At 60.0% G+C, this 16,164-nt stretch carries 14 protein-coding genes; 8 read left to right on the forward strand and 6 right to left on the reverse strand.

The features are described from left to right. Positions 1–17: 17 nt before the first annotated feature. Entirely contained in the window at positions 18–653 is a 636-nt protein-coding gene (locus tag BK660_RS02725) for a TetR/AcrR family transcriptional regulator (protein ID WP_123431959.1), read from the reverse strand. Positions 654–818: 165 nt separating this feature from the next. Between BK660_RS02725 and BK660_RS02730 the strand changes: the two genes are divergently transcribed. The 3 genes from BK660_RS02730 (at position 819) to BK660_RS02740 (ending at position 5,779) form a co-directional block, all read left to right on the forward strand. Continuing rightward, positions 819–1,259, forward strand: a complete 441-nt coding sequence (locus BK660_RS02730; protein WP_123431960.1) for a hotdog fold domain-containing protein — start codon at positions 819–821, stop codon at positions 1,257–1,259. 427 nt (positions 1,260–1,686) lie between these two features. Continuing rightward, positions 1,687–5,022 (forward strand): Ig-like domain-containing protein, encoded by a 3,336-nt coding sequence (locus tag BK660_RS02735; protein ID WP_404942932.1) that lies wholly within the window; start codon positions 1,687–1,689, stop codon positions 5,020–5,022. Positions 5,023–5,293: 271 nt separating this feature from the next. Further along, positions 5,294–5,779 carry a DUF3592 domain-containing protein gene (locus tag BK660_RS02740; protein ID WP_123431962.1) on the forward strand — a complete coding sequence of 162 codons (486 nt, stop codon included), beginning with the start codon at positions 5,294–5,296 and terminating at the stop codon, positions 5,777–5,779. Positions 5,780–5,792: 13 nt separating this feature from the next. Here the strand turns inward: BK660_RS02740 and BK660_RS02745 are convergent, their stop codons facing one another. Beyond that, positions 5,793–6,920 carry a GGDEF domain-containing protein gene (locus BK660_RS02745; RefSeq protein ID WP_123431963.1) on the reverse strand — a complete coding sequence of 376 codons (1,128 nt, stop codon included), beginning with the start codon at positions 6,918–6,920 and terminating at the stop codon, positions 5,793–5,795. Between the two features lie 258 nt (positions 6,921–7,178). Then, positions 7,179–7,748 carry a YceI family protein gene (locus tag BK660_RS02750; RefSeq protein WP_123431964.1) on the reverse strand — a complete coding sequence of 190 codons (570 nt, stop codon included), beginning with the start codon at positions 7,746–7,748 and terminating at the stop codon, positions 7,179–7,181. Positions 7,749–7,955: 207 nt separating this feature from the next. On the opposite strand from BK660_RS02750, the gene BK660_RS02755 reads away from it, so the two are divergent. Further along, positions 7,956–8,702, forward strand: coding sequence for an SDR family oxidoreductase (locus BK660_RS02755; protein WP_123431965.1), 747 nt, complete (start codon positions 7,956–7,958; stop codon positions 8,700–8,702). Positions 8,703–8,741: 39 nt separating this feature from the next. Here BK660_RS02755 and BK660_RS02760 read toward each other — a convergent pair whose 3' ends face one another. The 3 genes from BK660_RS02760 to BK660_RS02770 all read right to left on the reverse strand — a co-directional run bounded on the left by BK660_RS02760 (position 8,742) and on the right by BK660_RS02770 (position 11,952). Then, the gene (locus BK660_RS02760; RefSeq protein WP_123431966.1) at positions 8,742–9,389 is read right to left on the reverse strand and encodes a hypothetical protein; all 648 of its coding nucleotides are present in this window, start codon (positions 9,387–9,389) and stop codon (positions 8,742–8,744) included. 563 nt (positions 9,390–9,952) lie between these two features. Continuing rightward, positions 9,953–11,296, reverse strand: coding sequence for a sensor histidine kinase (locus tag BK660_RS02765; RefSeq protein WP_123431967.1), 1,344 nt, complete (start codon positions 11,294–11,296; stop codon positions 9,953–9,955). Next, positions 11,293–11,952: a response regulator transcription factor gene (locus tag BK660_RS02770; RefSeq protein WP_123431968.1), complete on the reverse strand. Its 660-nt coding sequence runs from the start codon at positions 11,950–11,952 to the stop codon at positions 11,293–11,295. Before BK660_RS02770 ends, BK660_RS02765 begins: the two co-directional genes overlap by 4 nt. Before the next feature lie 132 nt (positions 11,953–12,084). Between BK660_RS02770 and BK660_RS02775 the strand changes: the two genes are divergently transcribed. The 4 genes from BK660_RS02775 to BK660_RS02790 all read left to right on the forward strand — a co-directional run bounded on the left by BK660_RS02775 (position 12,085) and on the right by BK660_RS02790 (position 16,138). Continuing rightward, positions 12,085–12,408: a PepSY domain-containing protein gene (locus tag BK660_RS02775; protein ID WP_123431969.1), complete on the forward strand. Its 324-nt coding sequence runs from the start codon at positions 12,085–12,087 to the stop codon at positions 12,406–12,408. Between the two features lie 92 nt (positions 12,409–12,500). After that, complete coding sequence (locus BK660_RS02780) at positions 12,501–12,971, forward strand: DUF2271 domain-containing protein (RefSeq protein ID WP_123431970.1); 471 nt, start codon at positions 12,501–12,503, stop codon at positions 12,969–12,971. A gap of 25 nt (positions 12,972–12,996) precedes the next feature. Further along, on the forward strand, positions 12,997–15,177 hold the full coding sequence (locus tag BK660_RS02785) for a PepSY domain-containing protein (RefSeq protein ID WP_123431971.1): 2,181 nt from the start codon (positions 12,997–12,999) through the stop codon (positions 15,175–15,177). Further along, positions 15,161–16,138 carry an FAD:protein FMN transferase gene (locus tag BK660_RS02790; RefSeq protein ID WP_259698468.1) on the forward strand — a complete coding sequence of 326 codons (978 nt, stop codon included), beginning with the start codon at positions 15,161–15,163 and terminating at the stop codon, positions 16,136–16,138. The genes BK660_RS02785 and BK660_RS02790 overlap by 17 nt, the downstream gene beginning before the upstream one ends. The last annotated feature ends 26 nt before the right edge of the window (positions 16,139–16,164 follow it).

Here is a 16,164-nt window from a genome sequence, read left to right on the forward strand (position 1 = left end):
TGACTCCGGGAAAAGACTTACTGGGCATCGGCCAGGCTATTGTCACAGATTGAGCGCCACGCGGCTTGGGCCAACAGTTCCCGGTAGGCCTTGGGACTGCCCTTCACCCTCCCCGACAACCACGCGCGGCAGTAACTGTCGGCCTGGCCGATGATCAGTGACAGCAACAGTTCGGCAGGTACCGCGCGCAATTCATCGCGGCGGCCGGGCTCTGCCAGCCATGCTCCGAGTGTGTGGTTACGGGTTTTGTTGCGGGTCGCGAGTTCGTCCTTGAACGGGCCTTTGGTGATGGCGAACCGTGCGTGGTACTGAAACCGCGCCCATTCGGGTTGGCTGTCGACCCAGTCGACGTAGCTGTGCACCAGCGCATGCACGCCTTCCTCGGTGGTCTTCGCTTCGGCCAGATAGCGGTCGCGCAGCTGGGCCTGATCGTCCAGCGCGGTGAAAAACAGCGCCGCCACCAAGCCTTCCTTGTTGCCGAAATGGTGGTAGATCGCGCCGACGCTGGTGTCGCACTCGGCGCGGATCATCTCGATGGTCGTGGCTTCGACCCCCAGGTCGTTGAACAGGGCCAGGGCCTTTCTGAAGATATCGCGCTTGAGTTCGGCTCTTCTGCCGGGGTAGCAGCGTTCGAGTAAATCTGAGGTTTCCATGCGGGACACTGGCCAAGAAGATCCATGACACGGCAGATCGACTGCCAATGAGTAAGCCGCGCTAGGTTGACAGATTTCACCGCGACAGAATACTGTTCCGTCACAGAACATTATTCTGTTACGGAACATCGTTCTGCTAAATCAACCCGTCAGTGAGGCTTCAACATGAGTCAGTTTCTCAGCATGTTTAACAGCGCAGGCCCGGAAGCGTTCAGCAAAATGGCCTGTCAGGTGGCACCCTACTTCAGCACCATCAACCCGCTGATCTCGGAATTGCGTCCGGGGTATGCCGCGGTCCAGGTGCCGTTCACGCGGGAGATCACCAACCATCTGGGCAGCGTGCATGCGATTGCGATGTGCAACGCTGCCGAACTGGCCGCCGGGACGATGACTGACGTGTCTATCCCTACCGGTGCGCGCTGGATTCCAAAGGGCATGACCGTGGAGTATCTGGCCAAGGCCAAGAGCGATGTGTCGGCAGTGGCCAACGGTGAGGCGGTGGACTGGCAGACGGAAGGCGACAAGATCGTGCCGGTGGAGATTCATGACGCCGAAGGCAAGAAGGTGTTCACGGCGCGGATCACGATGAATGTGAAACTGGCCTGAGCCCCAACACTTCCTGCAGCAGCTGGCGTAGCCTGCGTCCGGCTGCGTAGCAGTCGTAAGTCCGCTTGACGCGTTCTGCCTGATACACCGCGTTTGATGGTTTCACGACTGCTTCGCAGCCGGACGCAGGCTTCGCCAGCTGCTACAGGGGTTGTAGCGTACACGCGACATCATCCCCCCCGAAACTGAGGATTTGCCCCCGGTTCGGTGTCCTTTCTCCAGTGTTCAAAAAGCCTTACACATCTCACAACCAAATGATTTAACAGAGTTTTTCATGGCACTACGGTAATGGCGCGCCTTTTGCGTTAGCCAAAGGGCACGTGCCTTCACACCGGCATGCCCCACGAGAACCCTCATGAAAAGCTCAATCCCTGCGAACAAATCGCCCCGCGTTTCCCTGGCGCAGGGCATCACTACGGTGGTGCTCATGACGGCCAGCCTGGCCACACTGAATGCCGCCCCGATTGACGATGTCAGTCAACCGTCACCGACCGATCCCTCGGCCTATTACAACCCGCCGGCTGATCCCGTCGTGGCCTTGGAAGCACTGAAGACCATGCCCGAGGCGAATCAGGGTTCCCTGGCCTTGCCCAACGGTGTGTACGGCGACAAGGACACGCCCCGTGCCGATAACGTGCTGCCGCCCGCCGTGCAAACGTCGTTCAACTTCCCCACCAACGGCAAACCCAGCCCCTTGTTTGGGGCTGAGCCGTTTACCCAGCAACTGCTGCTGTTCGAAGAGTTCGGTACGGAAAAACTCGACCCTACCCTGCCGCAGCCACCACTGACCTTCCCCGTGCCCACCACCGGCCCGGCACCGCAGCAGGACCCAAACCTCGTCGCTCGCAGTGGTCCGTCAAGCGCGGCGCTGGATGCGTTCATGCGTCAACCGGGGCTGTTTCCGTTCCCGTCGCAGTTTTCCAATGTGCTGGACCGCAACCCGTGGCAAGCGCAGATCGAATCGTTCCTCAACCGCCATCCGGTCGGTTCGCCCGCTGAAGGCCGGCCACCGGGAAAAGGCTGGTCGCATCAGCGCTGGAACGAGTTCTACCCGCAGGCTGATTTCAAGACTGTGCAAGCCGGCGCGCGAACCAATCTGGGCCTGCGTGACCGCAAGCAATTGCACAACTACGCCAAGGGTGAATTTGCCCCCGGCGGGCTCTACTACCAAACCTCGGACATCCCGGCCACCGCCGGTACCACCAAGGGCATCGACGTGCGTTTCCACTCGAAAATGCCGATCCAGAATCACAATTCGCTGTGGACCTTCGACGGCACTGTGCCGCCCAAATTGCTCATGGTTCGCTACGGCCAACCGTTGCTGATGCGTCACTACAATGCCCTGCCGATCGACCCGGCGGCCAACATGGGTTTCGGCCTGCACACCATCAGCACCCACGAACACAACGGCCACTCCCCGGCCGAAAGCGACGGCTATGCCAACGCCTTCTTCTTTCCGGGGCAGTACTACGACTATCGCTGGCCCGTGCAATTGGCCGGCTACGACACCATCAACACCAACGCGCAGGATCCGCGCGCAGCCTTCCCTTGCGCGCCCGGTGAAACCCTGTACGTCAACGACGCCAGCCCCGGCCTGAAAACCTGCGACAACGGCACCATCAAAATCCGTGGCGACTGGCGCGAAACCATGAGCACCCACTGGTTCCACGACCACATGCTCGATTTCACCGCGCAGAACGTCTACAAGGGCAATGCGGTGATGATGAATTACTACAGCGCGCTGGACCGCGGTAACGAGGCGATCGAGGACGGCGTCAACTTGCGCTTCCCCAGCGGTTCGGCGATGCCGTGGGGTAACCGTGATTACGACGTGAACCTCGTGGTCGCCGACAAGGCCTGGGACGCGAACGGCCAGTTGTGGTTCAACCCGTTCAACACCGACGGCTTCCTCGGGGATCAGATTCTGGTCAACTGGCAGTACCAACCGGTGCTGAAAGTGCGGGCGCGCAGCTATCGCTTCCGCATCCTCAACGGCTCGGTGTCGCGCTACTTCAAAATGGCGCTGGTGCGCCAGGTCAGCGGTAACGGTGGCGAATTTCCCGGGCCGGCGGGTTCCGGGGTGTCCTATAACCGCGTGCCGTTCCACCTGATCGGCAACGACGGCAACATCATGGCCCACAGCATTCCGTTCGACGGCAGCATGGACCTGGATGGCGACGGTAACTTCCAGGATCACAACGCAATCCTGCCGACCCAGGGCATCGCCGAACGCTACGACATCATTGTCAACTTCGCGAAAAACGGCATCAGCGTTGGTGACAAGCTGTTCTTCATCAATCTGATGGCACACCAGACCGGCAAGGGTCCGGAGAAAGACGAACTGGCCCTGGCCGATGTGCTGTCCGAAAAATACAAAGCGGTGATCAAGCAAGGCAGCAAAGGTCCGGAATGGGACAAGGGCGACCCGGCCGTGGGCAAATTCCTCGAGTTGCTGGTGCAGCCTTATTCTGGCCAGGACCTGAGCATGGACCCGGTCGCCTATGAACCTGCCAAGCCCGGCAAAGCCGCCGGCAAGGTCATGATCCCGCTGACCATCGACCGCGACAACCCGACCGATCAGGCCAAAATCACCGCCGCACGGCACCGTGAGTTTGTTTTTGGGCGTTCCGACGGCACCGACGCCGCACCGTGGACGGTCAAGACCGATGGCGGTTTCGGCTACCACATGGACCCACGCCGGCTCAGTGCCGCACCGCAATTGGCCAACGGCCCGACTGATGGCGGGTATGCCGGCGACGGCACCCTCGAAGTGTGGAAAATCAAGAATGGCGGCAACGGCTGGAACCACCCGGTGCACGTGCATTTCGAGGAAGGCGTGATCCTCAGTCGCGACGGCAAGGCGCCGCCGGATTGGGAGAAATGGGCACGCAAGGACGTCTATCGCATTGGCGAAGGCATCGACAGCTCCGTGGATGTGGAAATGGCGATCCACTTCCGCGAGTTCGCCGGCACTTACATGGAGCACTGCCACAACACCCAGCACGAGGACAACTCAATGCTGTTGCGCTGGGATATCGAGCATCCCGGCCAGTTCCAGTTAATGCCGACGCCGCTGCCGGGTTGGGACGGTGTGACGTATGTAGCCTCCGTGGCGCTGCCGACCTTCCGCACCGGTGGTAACGGTGATGAGGACAACAATGAAGGCGACAACCAAAAACCCTTGGCCAGTCCGGACGTTGCTACCAGCAGCAATGGTCAACCGCTGACCATCAATGTGCTGGCCAACGACACCGACCCGGACGGCAATGTGCCACTCAAAGTGGTGGGCCTGAGCCAGCCGGATTCCGGTAAGGGCACGGTCAGCACCGACGGTGTGCGCGTGATCTACACGCCTCCGGCGATTGTTCCTGCGCCATTCACTGCGACGTTCACCTATCAGGCCAGCGACGCCAAGGACGCGATTTCGGCCCCGGCGACGGTGTCCGTGGCCGTCAGCGGCGCCGCTGCGGTCAACGAGGATCTGGTGGTGACCAGCGCTTCCGTCACCGGTCGCAGCAACAGTCGCTACACCTGGGACATTGCCGGGACCACGTCGCGGGCGGCGGGCAACACGGTGACCGTGACCGCGGCCACCACCGCCGGGCCGCTTAACCTTGGCGCTGCCGTGCTCACGCCGATTGGCACCGGTGCGCGGTGGCGGGTGTCCGTCACGACGACCGGTAGCGGGCCGACAACGAGCCCGACCATCACGGTCACTTCAGCATTCGGCAAGTCGGTCACGGCACCGATAGCCGCGCACTAAAGCGTTATCGATCGCGCCCGGTCTGCTCATTGCGGACCGGGCGCCTGTCGATTGCGGACCGATGCGTCCAGAGAGAGCGGATCGCTGGCCTGCCCGGCGCCTGCCCGAATCGCCATTGCCTTCGACGGTGCCTGTACTGGCAGAGCTGTATTACATGTATGCGCAGGGGTAGCCCGCGACGGACACCAAACAACCCAGAAATAGTCCGTGCCTAAAGTTGTGGCGCCGCTCGCCGACTCCTTCTGTGAATTTATCAACGAAGGACCGTGAGATGTATTACCCCCGCGAAGCTGAAAAAGATCACCTATTCAACCGGGTGATCCTGCTCACCGTTGCCTGCTGTGTGGTGCTGATCCTGGCCGGCATGGCCCGGCATGAAGGCATCCGCTATGCCGCGATCCAGCTGGGCCCTGTCGAGACTGTCGGCACAGTCACGCAACTCGACGACATCCTGATGAACCGCGACGGCAAAGTGATCCATTACCGCTACACCGATCTCGACGGACAGGTGCACGACAACCAATATGTCGACGAACGCTATGCAACAAAAACCGCCTATGAAACCGGCGGCAGCATTCCCCTGCTCTACTCCCGCTGGCTTCCGGCGCAAAGCAGCATTGCCCGCGAGCTGAACGGCAACCGTCCGGGGTTTTACATCATGATGGGTGGGGTATTGCTGACGTTGTTATTCCTGGGGATATCGGCCAGGACGCTGGGCCGGATTTATGCGATGAAAGAGGAAGACCGGTTTTATTAGCCCTTCCCCGCCATTACTCCGAAACTGCCACTTGATTACGCCCACGCGCCTTGGCCCGATACAGCGCTTTGTCCGCATTGTTCATCAGACTTTGCAGATCATGATCGTGCATCTCCATGGCGGCGACGCCAAGGCTGGCCGATATGCGATAAACCGGTCCGGTCATCAACCCACCGATGGACTGGATCAGGTGCTCGGCAATTTCGAGGGCGACCTCAATGGACGTGTCCGGCAGCAGAATGGCGAACTCCTCGCCGCCCAGCCGGCCATAGACGTCGGTTTCGCGAAAACAGGTGCTGATGACCACTCCCATCTGACGCAGCACCTGATCACCGACCTGATGGCCGTAGGTGTCGTTGATGTGCTTGAAGTGATCCATATCCAGCATCACCGCGCACAGCGGCAACCGATGGTGTTGGCAGTTGTTGAACAACTGCTGCGCGTGTTCAAAAAAAGCCCGGCGGTTTTTCAGCCCGGTGAGTTCATCGGTTTGTGCGGCATGCGTGGCGATGCGGTGCGCCAGTTCCATTTCACGGGTCAGGCGAAACGCAGTTTCCAGGGCTTCGGACAGTTTGCGGGTGGCTCTGGCGACAAATGAAGCAAACACCACGACGGCCAGGGCCATACCGACTTGCAAGGTCGAGTGTTGAAACAACAACCACGTAGTACACGGCAACAACACCAGGGCAATCGACACCAGGGTCATGTACCGATAAGACGAGTAACACGACACCGCGCTGACCGACATACCGACGGCAAACAGCATGACCAGCGCCTGGGCCAGCAGATCATCTGCCGGCATGACGGCCAAAGCACCAGCGCCCCAGATACCGGCAGACAACACCAGCGTCACCCAATAGATCCGCTCCCAGCGTTGCGGCGTACGCTCGCTGTCCGGGCTGCGAAAATAGATCACAAACATCAGGATGCGCAGTAACGACGAGGCGCTCAGCAGGCCAACCCAGCCGATCATCACGCTGTGGTCCATGCGCTCCCAGCACAACCCGCACAGCATAAGCGCGGCCAGATAACTGCCGAACACCGCGGACACGGATTGATGGAACAGTTGTCGCAATCGGTCACCGCGCACCTGCGCCGCGATGAAAGTCTCCTGGTCGTACCGAAATCCTGGGCCATCCATGTGAACCGCCTGATCATGATGCTGCGACAAAAAAAGCGATTGTGGCACCCTGCCACCTGTACAAACAAATGAATCCCACGCCTGACCCCGATCCTGAGGCCCACCGCACTTTGTAGCAGCTGGCGAAGCCTGCGTTCGGCTGCGCAGCAGTCGTAAATCCTGTACACGCGGTTTTCCTGAAACACCGCATCGTCTGATTTCACGACTGCTTCGCAGCCGAACGCAGGCTTCGCCAGCTGCTACAGGGGCACCGCTGCATCACTGCTGCGGCGCGACCATCTTGAACCGGATATTGATGTCGTCGGACACCACGGTATCGGCATATTCCCCTTCGCCGATCTTGAAATCGCTGCGTTTGAGCGTTAACTCGCCGTCGAAGATGCCGATGGTGTCCTCGGCTTTCAGCAGCACCGGAACCGCTACATCACGGGTAACACCTCTGAGCGTCAGTTTGCCGATGATCGTGTATTTATTGTCGCCCAGCGCCTTCACATCGGTCGATTCAAAGGTCGCCACGGGATAAACCGCCGAATCGAACCAGGCGGGTTTTTGCAGTTCCGTATTGGCGTCACTGCTGCCGGCATCGATGCTGTCGAGCTGGATGGTGAGCGATGCCCGGGCTGCCGCAGGGTTGGCCGTGTCGAAATCCAGTTTGGCTTCGAATACGCCAAACGTGCCGTATACCCGCGAGGTGAATTGGTTGTACGTGAAGGAGATCTTGCTCGCGGCTTGATTGACTTGTTTGTATTGCACCGCGTGCGCGCAGGGCAAGTAGCCAACAGTCAGCACGACGGCCAGAACAGCGAGCCGCGGGAATCGAACATTCATCGGATGCTCCGTCAGAGGGTTCCCGTTATGAGCCGAACCGCCCGCACACGTGGGCCAGCGATAGGAGGACTAAAGCAAATAACTCGCGTTTCTTCCACTGGCTGCAGGACTTCCGACCACCTGTCGGCCACTGCGGGGCAGCGCCCGATATTGCCACCTTGGCGGGTGTTTAATAACCGCTGCACTCACCGCTTCGGGAGACTGGCCATGAAAGTCGTCGTCATCGGAGGTACCGGGCTGATCGGCAGCAAGGTCTGCAAAAACCTGCAGGAACTGGGCCATGAAGCCTTTGCGGCATCACCGAGCACCGGGGTCAATGTGATCAGCGGCGAAGGCCTCAAAGAGGCACTAAAAGGCGCCGACGTGGTGGTCGACGTGGCGAACTCCCCCTCTTTCGAAGACCACGCGGCGTTGCATTTCTTTGAAACCGCCGGGCACAACCTGTTTGCGGCGGAGAAGCTCGACGGGGTCAAACACCATGTCGCCCTGTCGGTCGTTGGCACCGAGCGGATGCTCGACAGCGGTTACTTCCGGGCAAAAATGGCCCAGGAAGCACTGATCAAGAAGTCAGGTATTCCCTACACCATTCTGCGGGCCACCCAGTTCTTCGAGTTTATCCACGCCATCGCTCACTCCGGACGTGAGGAAGGCGACACCATTCACCTGACATCCGCCGCGTTACAACCGGTGGCCTCGGACGATGTCGCGGCGGCGCTGACGGATATTGCGCTCAAGGCACCGGTCAATCAGACCGTCGAAGTGGCCGGGCCTGATAAACGCCCTCTCGTCGAGTTCGCCAGCGATTACCTTAAGCACACCAAGGACCCGCGCCAAACCGTTGCGGACGACTCGGTTCCCTACTTTGGTGCGCCGATCAATGACCAGTCGCTGACACCGGGCGCCAACCCGATCATTGGCGCGACGCGTTTTCAGGACTGGCTCAAGGCTCACTAGGCGCCTTCTGGACGAGGAAGACTTACCTGCTGAACGGACCTAGCATTGGCTCGCCACCATCCGCGGCGAAATAACGGCGTAGCCCTGTTTTTTTACTCGCTGAGTCAACACCAGCATGCTCAGGAAACCCAATGCGATCAGCACTGGATACGCCATCAACAGTTCGGACAGGGAGTATTTCCAGGCCAACGGCCGACCGACGCCCAGCATGGCCGCATACATCCAGGACACGGCCGACAGCGAGCCGCAGAACAGTGCGAGCATCCGTGCGCTGAATCCGAGATCGAGCAAGGAGCCTGCCTTTTGCAGCGCGGGTAATACCAGGCGATGCAACAAGATGCCGTTGTAGGTCAGCAGCATGACAATGATCACTTTGGCGTGAAGTTTCGGGTTCATGAAGTAGTTCATACCTTTTTCCAGGAAGTCGATACCGATCACCGCGGCGCCCGTCAGCCACAAGGCTATCAATGCAACGATCACAGACTTCTGCAAATTTTCCATATGAGCATGATCGTGCTCAGTGAATGCTTTTCGCTTTAACAAATCTTTAACCATTGCAACATCACTGGTCAACACCAAACCAATGGCCACACAACAAGACACTAAATGAACGTAAATAACGCCCAACCGCACAAACTCCATACATTCTTTATTTTCGAGCAGGCTCATAATTGTATTTATCGCCACGGTACTTTCTCCACCTTGTTCGATAGTACAGATCGACAACTAACAGGGCATTTAACTATTTAAGCCCCTGTGCGATCTTACTTTTATAAGAGATGCCAAATCGCAGACCTGACACTGCGTAGCCCATTGATTCACTTGGTAAACCAATGATCGATTTGTTTACCGCCTCCTGAATTTCAGATAAAAAAATCCCCATTTGCAGTCAGTGCATATGAGGTTCGTTTTCCACTTCTTTCTTTCGATTGCTGGAGCAGGTCATGGTGACGTGCTGAAGCATCAGAGGGTGTTACGCCTCGAATGTTCATTTCTCAAGCAGACTACCGACAAACGGTTAATTCAGCGAAACTCATTAAAACCGATCACGGACCGATAACTTCTCCGTATGCCGCGTGTTAACTGGCCCGCTTAAAATTAGATAAGCTTCAGACTCTTTCATTGGATCCATTAGTTGTTACGTTACTTACGAAAAGTGTAATAGAGACCTTCTCGCATTTACCCCCATGCAGGACTAAAACAGTCATACTTTTTCACGCCTGAAACTCGGGCTCCCGCCAGCCTCCCCCTCAAACTTCGATCGCCGACGCGAGCGGGAGCCAGACGCACACTTCGAAACCCTCTTGTCGACCTGTTGCAGGGGAGCTCAATTTCATTCTCGCGTTAACCCCCTGCACAATCGTTTTGGCAATCGCCAGGCCCAATCCTGAACCGCTGATTTCACTGTGACCTCGTACAAAGCGCTCGGTCAGGTGCTGCAACACTGGCGCCGGCACCACCGGCCCGCCATTGACTATCCGCAGTTGGGCCTGTTCGGTGAGGCTGACTTCGATCGGTTGCGCCGTCGCGCCATACTTCAGGGCGTTCTCAATCAGGTTGCGCAACAAGATGCCAAAGGCGTCCGGGTCAATGTTCGAGTACACGCTGGCCTGGTGTGGCAGTTGCAACTCGATGCGCTGGCCGCTGCGTTGGTTCCACTCATCGACGCCATGGGCCAACAACGGAATCAGGTCCTGAGGCGTTTCGGACAGCAGCCCACCGCCCTCAGCCTTCGCCAGTTGCATGAGCTTTTCCGACAGCCGCGCCAGCTCGCGCAAGGCGTTTTCGATCTTCGCCGCACGCACTCGCAACGGGCCTTCAGGCGCCTCCTGGTGCAAGCGCTGGATCTGCGCCAGGGTCGCGGCCAATGGTGTACGCAACTCATGAGCGCTGTTGGCGGTAAAGCTGCGCTCGGCTTCGAGGGCCTTGCGCAAGCGCTCCAGCAGGTGATTGACCGCCTCGGCCAACGGATCGATTTCTGCCGGCAGGCGGGCCACGTTGATCGGTGACAGATCACCCACACCCCGCGCCTCGACCGCACGTCGATACGCCAACACGCTACGCAGGCTGATCCGCACGAACAACCAGGTGCCCAACAGGCTGACGGGAATCAGCGCCAACAGTGGCAACAACAAGGCAAACAAGGCTTCCCGCGCGGCTTCACGGCGATGATTCAGCGGCTCGGCGATTTCAATGAACAGCGTTCCACGCAATGCACTGGCGCCATACAAACGGTACTTTTCAGAGGTAGAAAAACCCTCGGTCGGTTGTTGATTGAAGATCTTCGGGTTGGCGTCGTGGGACTGCATCAGGATCTTGCCGCTGGCATCGCGCACCAGGTACGTCAGGTATTCCTTGTGCATTTTCAACGCCGCAACGTGCTGCGCTTCACGGGGTTCCTCCCGGTTGCTGATTTCCAACACGGCCAGCGGCAAGATGCGTTGCGCGGTCTCTTCCAGTGCGCTGTCAAATGCCTCGTCCAACTCATGCTGCACCACCAGCCAGGCGCCGACGGTTGCGCCCAGCCAGAGCAAGGTCATGCCCAGGGTCAAACCCAGGCCGAGACGTTTTTGCAGGCTCACAGAGGGCTTCATACAGCCATCAACCGGTAGCCCATGCCGCGCACGGTTTCGATCAGATCGCGCCCCAGTTTTTTACGCAGCCGACTGATATAGACCTCGATGGTATTGCTCTCGATTTCGGCACCGAAGGCATACAGCCGTTCTTCCAGCTGCGACTTGGACAGCAGCGCGCTGGGGCGCTGCACAAACGCTTCGAACAGCGCCCACTCACGCGCCGTCAGGTCCACGGTGGTGCCGGCACGCTGCACGGTGCGGGCGCTCATGTCGACCTGCAAATCACCGAGTCGGATCTGCGGATTGGGGTTGCCGCTGTAGCGTCGGGCCACCGCGGCCACACGGGCCGAGAGCTCAAACAGGTCGAACGGTTTGACCAGGTAATCATCGGCCCCGGCATTGAGACCGGCGATACGATCGGAGATCTGATCCTGAGCGGTCAGAATGATCACCGGGGTTACGTCCCCTGCCGAGCGCTGCTGACGCAGAAAGTCCAGCCCGCGACCATCCGGCAGCATCAGGTCAAGCAGGATCAGGTCGTAAGGCGTGGTGCGCACGCTGTTGCGCGCATGGTCCAGGCGCTGCACCCAATCGACGGCATGGCCGTCATCGGCGATCTGCTCGCGCACCGCCTCCCCCAACCCTGGTGCGTCCTCGACCAATAAAACCCGCATCTGGCACCTCCTGTGATGGTTGTCGTGCAGCACCTTAATCGCCTTACCTGACGTGAATCTGAAGATTCAGCTGGTTGTCAGGAATGCACCTTAGGGTATGCCACAGACGCCGACCTCGGCAGGAGACAGATCATGAAAACAGGTTTTATTGCCCAGGCCGCGCTGTTGAGCCTGCTGCTCAGCGGTTACGCCCTGGCCGATGACGACTGCAGCGACCCGGTGAGCGACTGGCAACCGCGCGAAACCTTGCGTCAGCAGGTCGAGCGGCAATACGGCTGGAGCGTGCAGCGCATCAAGGTCGACGACGGTTGTTACGAGCTCAAGGGCCTGGATCGCAAAGGCAATGCCATCGAAGCCCGTTACTCACCGGCCTCGCTGCGCCTGCACACACTTGAGATTCATTTCCGCGACGACGGCGATGCCAGGGATTACCTCGGCAGCCCGCCCACCGAATGACGCCGCATCTGTCGATGAATTTTTCCTGCGCTTCAGGTTGCTGTCAGCCAGCAGGTCCAGTCTCTCGACCTAACGATCAACAGGACACCCTCATGAAAAAGATCATCGCAGCGACCTGCCTCGCCAGCGCCATTGCCTTGCCGGGGCTGGCCCAGGCCCGTGAAGTGACCCTGACCACTCAGCTCAAGGACTACAGCGGCAACGACGCCTACCTGGCGATCTACGTCACCGACGCCAATGGCCAATATCAGAAAACCCTGTGGGTGGCCGGCAAAAAGGCCAAGTACTACAAGCACCTGGGTGACTGGGCCCGTGGCAGCGGGATGAACCCGAGCGAGTTTGACGGGGTCAGCGGCGCCAGTGTCGGCAGTGGACGCACGCTCAAAGTCAGCGTCGAACTGGCAGACACCCTGATTGATGCCGGGTACCAGATCCGCATCGACAGTGCCGTCGAGGACAAACGTGACGCCCGCGCCGATGTCAGCGTGCCCCTGACGTCCAAGGGCGCAGGCAAGCCGGCACCCGGCAGCGCCTACGTCGACTCCTTTACTTACGATCTGTAGCACCTGCCCTTTCTGGAGGCTGAACATGCTTCGCCAGTCCCATTCCCTGCCCGGCCTGATCGCTGCCCTGTTGGTCATGCTGTTGGCCATCAGCGGCGCGATTCTCTCGGTCAACCCGGCGCTGGAACGCTTGCACAGCACGTCCACTCCTGCCGGACAACTCAACGTCGGCCAACTGGCCGGGAGCGTTGCCAGCCACTTTCCGGGCGTAGAGCAGATCCAGCGCACAGCGTCCGGCACGGTCATCGTCTATTACAACCAGAATGGCCAGGCCGGTGCGGAAAAGGTCGACCCAATGACCGGCCAAGGCCTCGCGCCCTACGAACCATCTGCGTTCTCTCGCTGGGTGAAAGAGCTGCACCGCTCGATGTTCCTTGGCACGCCGGGCCATGGCGTGTCGGGTGTCGGCGCGCTGTTCATGCTGATGTTGTCGGTGTCCGGCGCGCTATTGCTGGCCCGGCGCCTGGGTGGCTGGCGCAACCTGCTGCGGCCGCTGCGGGGCACTTTCAGCCAGCGCTGGCACGCGGAAGTCGGGCGACTGGCCTTGCTCGGGCTGCTGCTGTCAGCATTGAGCGGGCTCTACATGTCCGCCACCACCTTTGGTTTTATCGCCGACGGCAGTCAGAGTGAACCCGCCTTCCCCGCCCACGTCAGTGCGGGTCCGGCCCTGCCCGTGGCGAATTTGCAAGCCTTGCAGGCCACCGACCTCAATGACCTGCGCGAGCTGGTCTACCCCAGCCCCAATAATGCGCAGGACGTGTTTTCTCTGCGCACGGCCCAGGGCGACGGCTACGTGGACCAGGCCAGCGGCGCTTTGCTGTCCTATCAGGCCCACGACTCGATGCACAACCTCTACGAATTGATCTATCGACTGCACACCGGCGAAGGCCTCTGGTGGCTGGGCCTGCCGCTCGGGCTCTGCGCCCTCTGCGTGCCGTTGATGAGCGTGACCGGCATTGTGTTGTGGTGGCGCCGCCGCAAGGCTGGCCCGAACATCCGCCACAACAGCCCGGCCCACTCCGCCGACAGCGTGATTCTGGTGGGCAGTGAAAACAACAGCACCTGGGGCTTTGCAAAAACCCTGCATGACGCTTTGCACCTGGCGGGACACCGGGTGCATAGCGCGACAATGAATCAATACGCCAATAATTACAGCAACGCCCAGCGCGTGTTCATCCTCACCGCGACCCACGGTGACGGCGATGCGCCGGCCTCGGCTTCGCAGTTCCTGGCGCGTCTGGCGAAAACCGGCCTCAAGCCCGGCCTGCCCATTGCTGTACTGGGCTTTGGTGATCGGCAGTTTGCGCAGTTCTGTCAGTACGCCCATCAGGTGCAGGACGCGATGTTGCAGGCCGGTGGCTCGCCGTTACTGGGGCTGGAAACTGTCAACCGCCAGTCGTCTCAGGAGTTTGCGCGCTGGGGCCACGCATTGGGCGAAGTGCTCCAGCATGACCTGACACTGGTCCATACGCCGCAGCGGCCACAGACCCATGCATTGGAGCTGACGGAGCGCATTGTCTACGGTGAGCAGGTGAACGCACCGACCCACGTCTTGCGCTTCAAGGCACCCGGCAAGCTGCCGGACTTTCTGGCCGGTGACCTGGTCGGGATTTTGCCCCCAGGCAGTCCGATTCCACGCTTCTACTCGCTGGCCAGCGGCTCGCAGGACGGCGTACTGGAAATCTGTGTGCGCAAACACGACGGTGGCGTGTGCTCGGAGTTTCTCCATGTCCTGGACATCGGCGGGCCAATCGAAGCGTTTATCCAGCCCAACCCGCAATTTCGCCCGGCGTCGGGCACACACCCGGTGATCCTGATCGGTGCCGGTACCGGCATCGGCCCCCTGGCCGGTTTTATCCGCAACAACACGGCTCGACACCCGATGCACTTGTATTGGGGCGGGCGCAACCCGGCCTCGGATTTCCTTTATGAACCGCAGCTCAATCAATACTTGGCGGACCGACGCCTCACGGCATTGCGTGCAGCCTTCTCTCAGGTTCAGGACCGCTGTTACGTGCAGGACCGGCTGATCGGCGATGCCCTGGCCTTGCGCCGACTGATTGAAAAAGGCGCCCAGGTGCTGGTGTGTGGCAGTCGCGAGATGGCCAAAGGCGTGATGCAGGCCCTCGATGAAGTGTTGGCGCCGCTCAACCTGAGCGTGCTGACCCTCAAGGCACAAGGACGCTACCGTGAAGACGTCTACTGAGTGGCAACGCTACAGCCTGAACGGCGAGACCATGGGCACTCGCTACACCGCCCTGTTCTATGCCGCTGCCGGGATTGATACCGACGCCGTCGGCCACAACCTCGCACGTGCCGTGGCCCGGGTGGATCAGCAAATGTCCACCTGGAAACCCGACTCTGACCTCAATCGCCTCAACGCCGCCCCAGAACAGCAATGGGTCTCGGTGCCTGAGGAACTGGCGACGGTGCTGTCTGCGGCACTGCGCGTCAGTCAGCAATCGGACGGTGCCTTCGACATCGCGGTTGGTGATCTGGTTGACGCCTGGGGGTTCGGCCCCGCAGAACAAGCGATCACAGCGCAGGCGCTCGCCACGACGTCGTCCCACGCACGACTGTCCGCCAGCGCCGCGCTGGTGGTTGATACGCAACGCAATCAGGTGCGCAAACGCGCACCACTGCAGCTTGATTTAAATGGCATCGCCAAAGGGTTTGGCGTGGATGAACTGGCCCGTTGCCTGGACGGATTGGGCATCACCCGCTACCTGGTCGGTATCGATGGCGAGATGCGCGCCCGGGGCGTCAAACCGGATGGCCAGTGCTGGGCCGTGGCCCTGGAAAAGCCCAACCGGGGCGTACGTGAAGTCATGGGCGTGATGGAACTGGGTGATGCGGCTATCGCGACCTCCGGGGACTATCGACACTGGGTCGACGTCGCCGGTCAGTCCTATGCGCATACCATGAACCCGGCCACCGGCGCGCCGTTGTGCAACCCGCTCGCCGCCGTCACCGTGGTGGCGTCCTCCTGCATGCTCGCCGATGCCTGGGCCACGGCGTTGATGGTGCTGGGTGAAACCGCAGGTCCACGTCTGGCCCAAGAGCGCGGGATGGACGCATTGTTCGTGCTGCGTGACGGCCAACAGTTCAAGGAAATATCCATTGTCGGCGGCCAATTGCAGGCGCAGATTGAAACCCGTCCGATATGAACCACCCAATGACAGTGAGTCGCGAT

The organism is Pseudomonas brassicacearum (assembly GCF_003732265.1).
Taxonomy (GTDB): domain Bacteria; phylum Pseudomonadota; class Gammaproteobacteria; order Pseudomonadales; family Pseudomonadaceae; genus Aquipseudomonas; species Aquipseudomonas brassicacearum_D.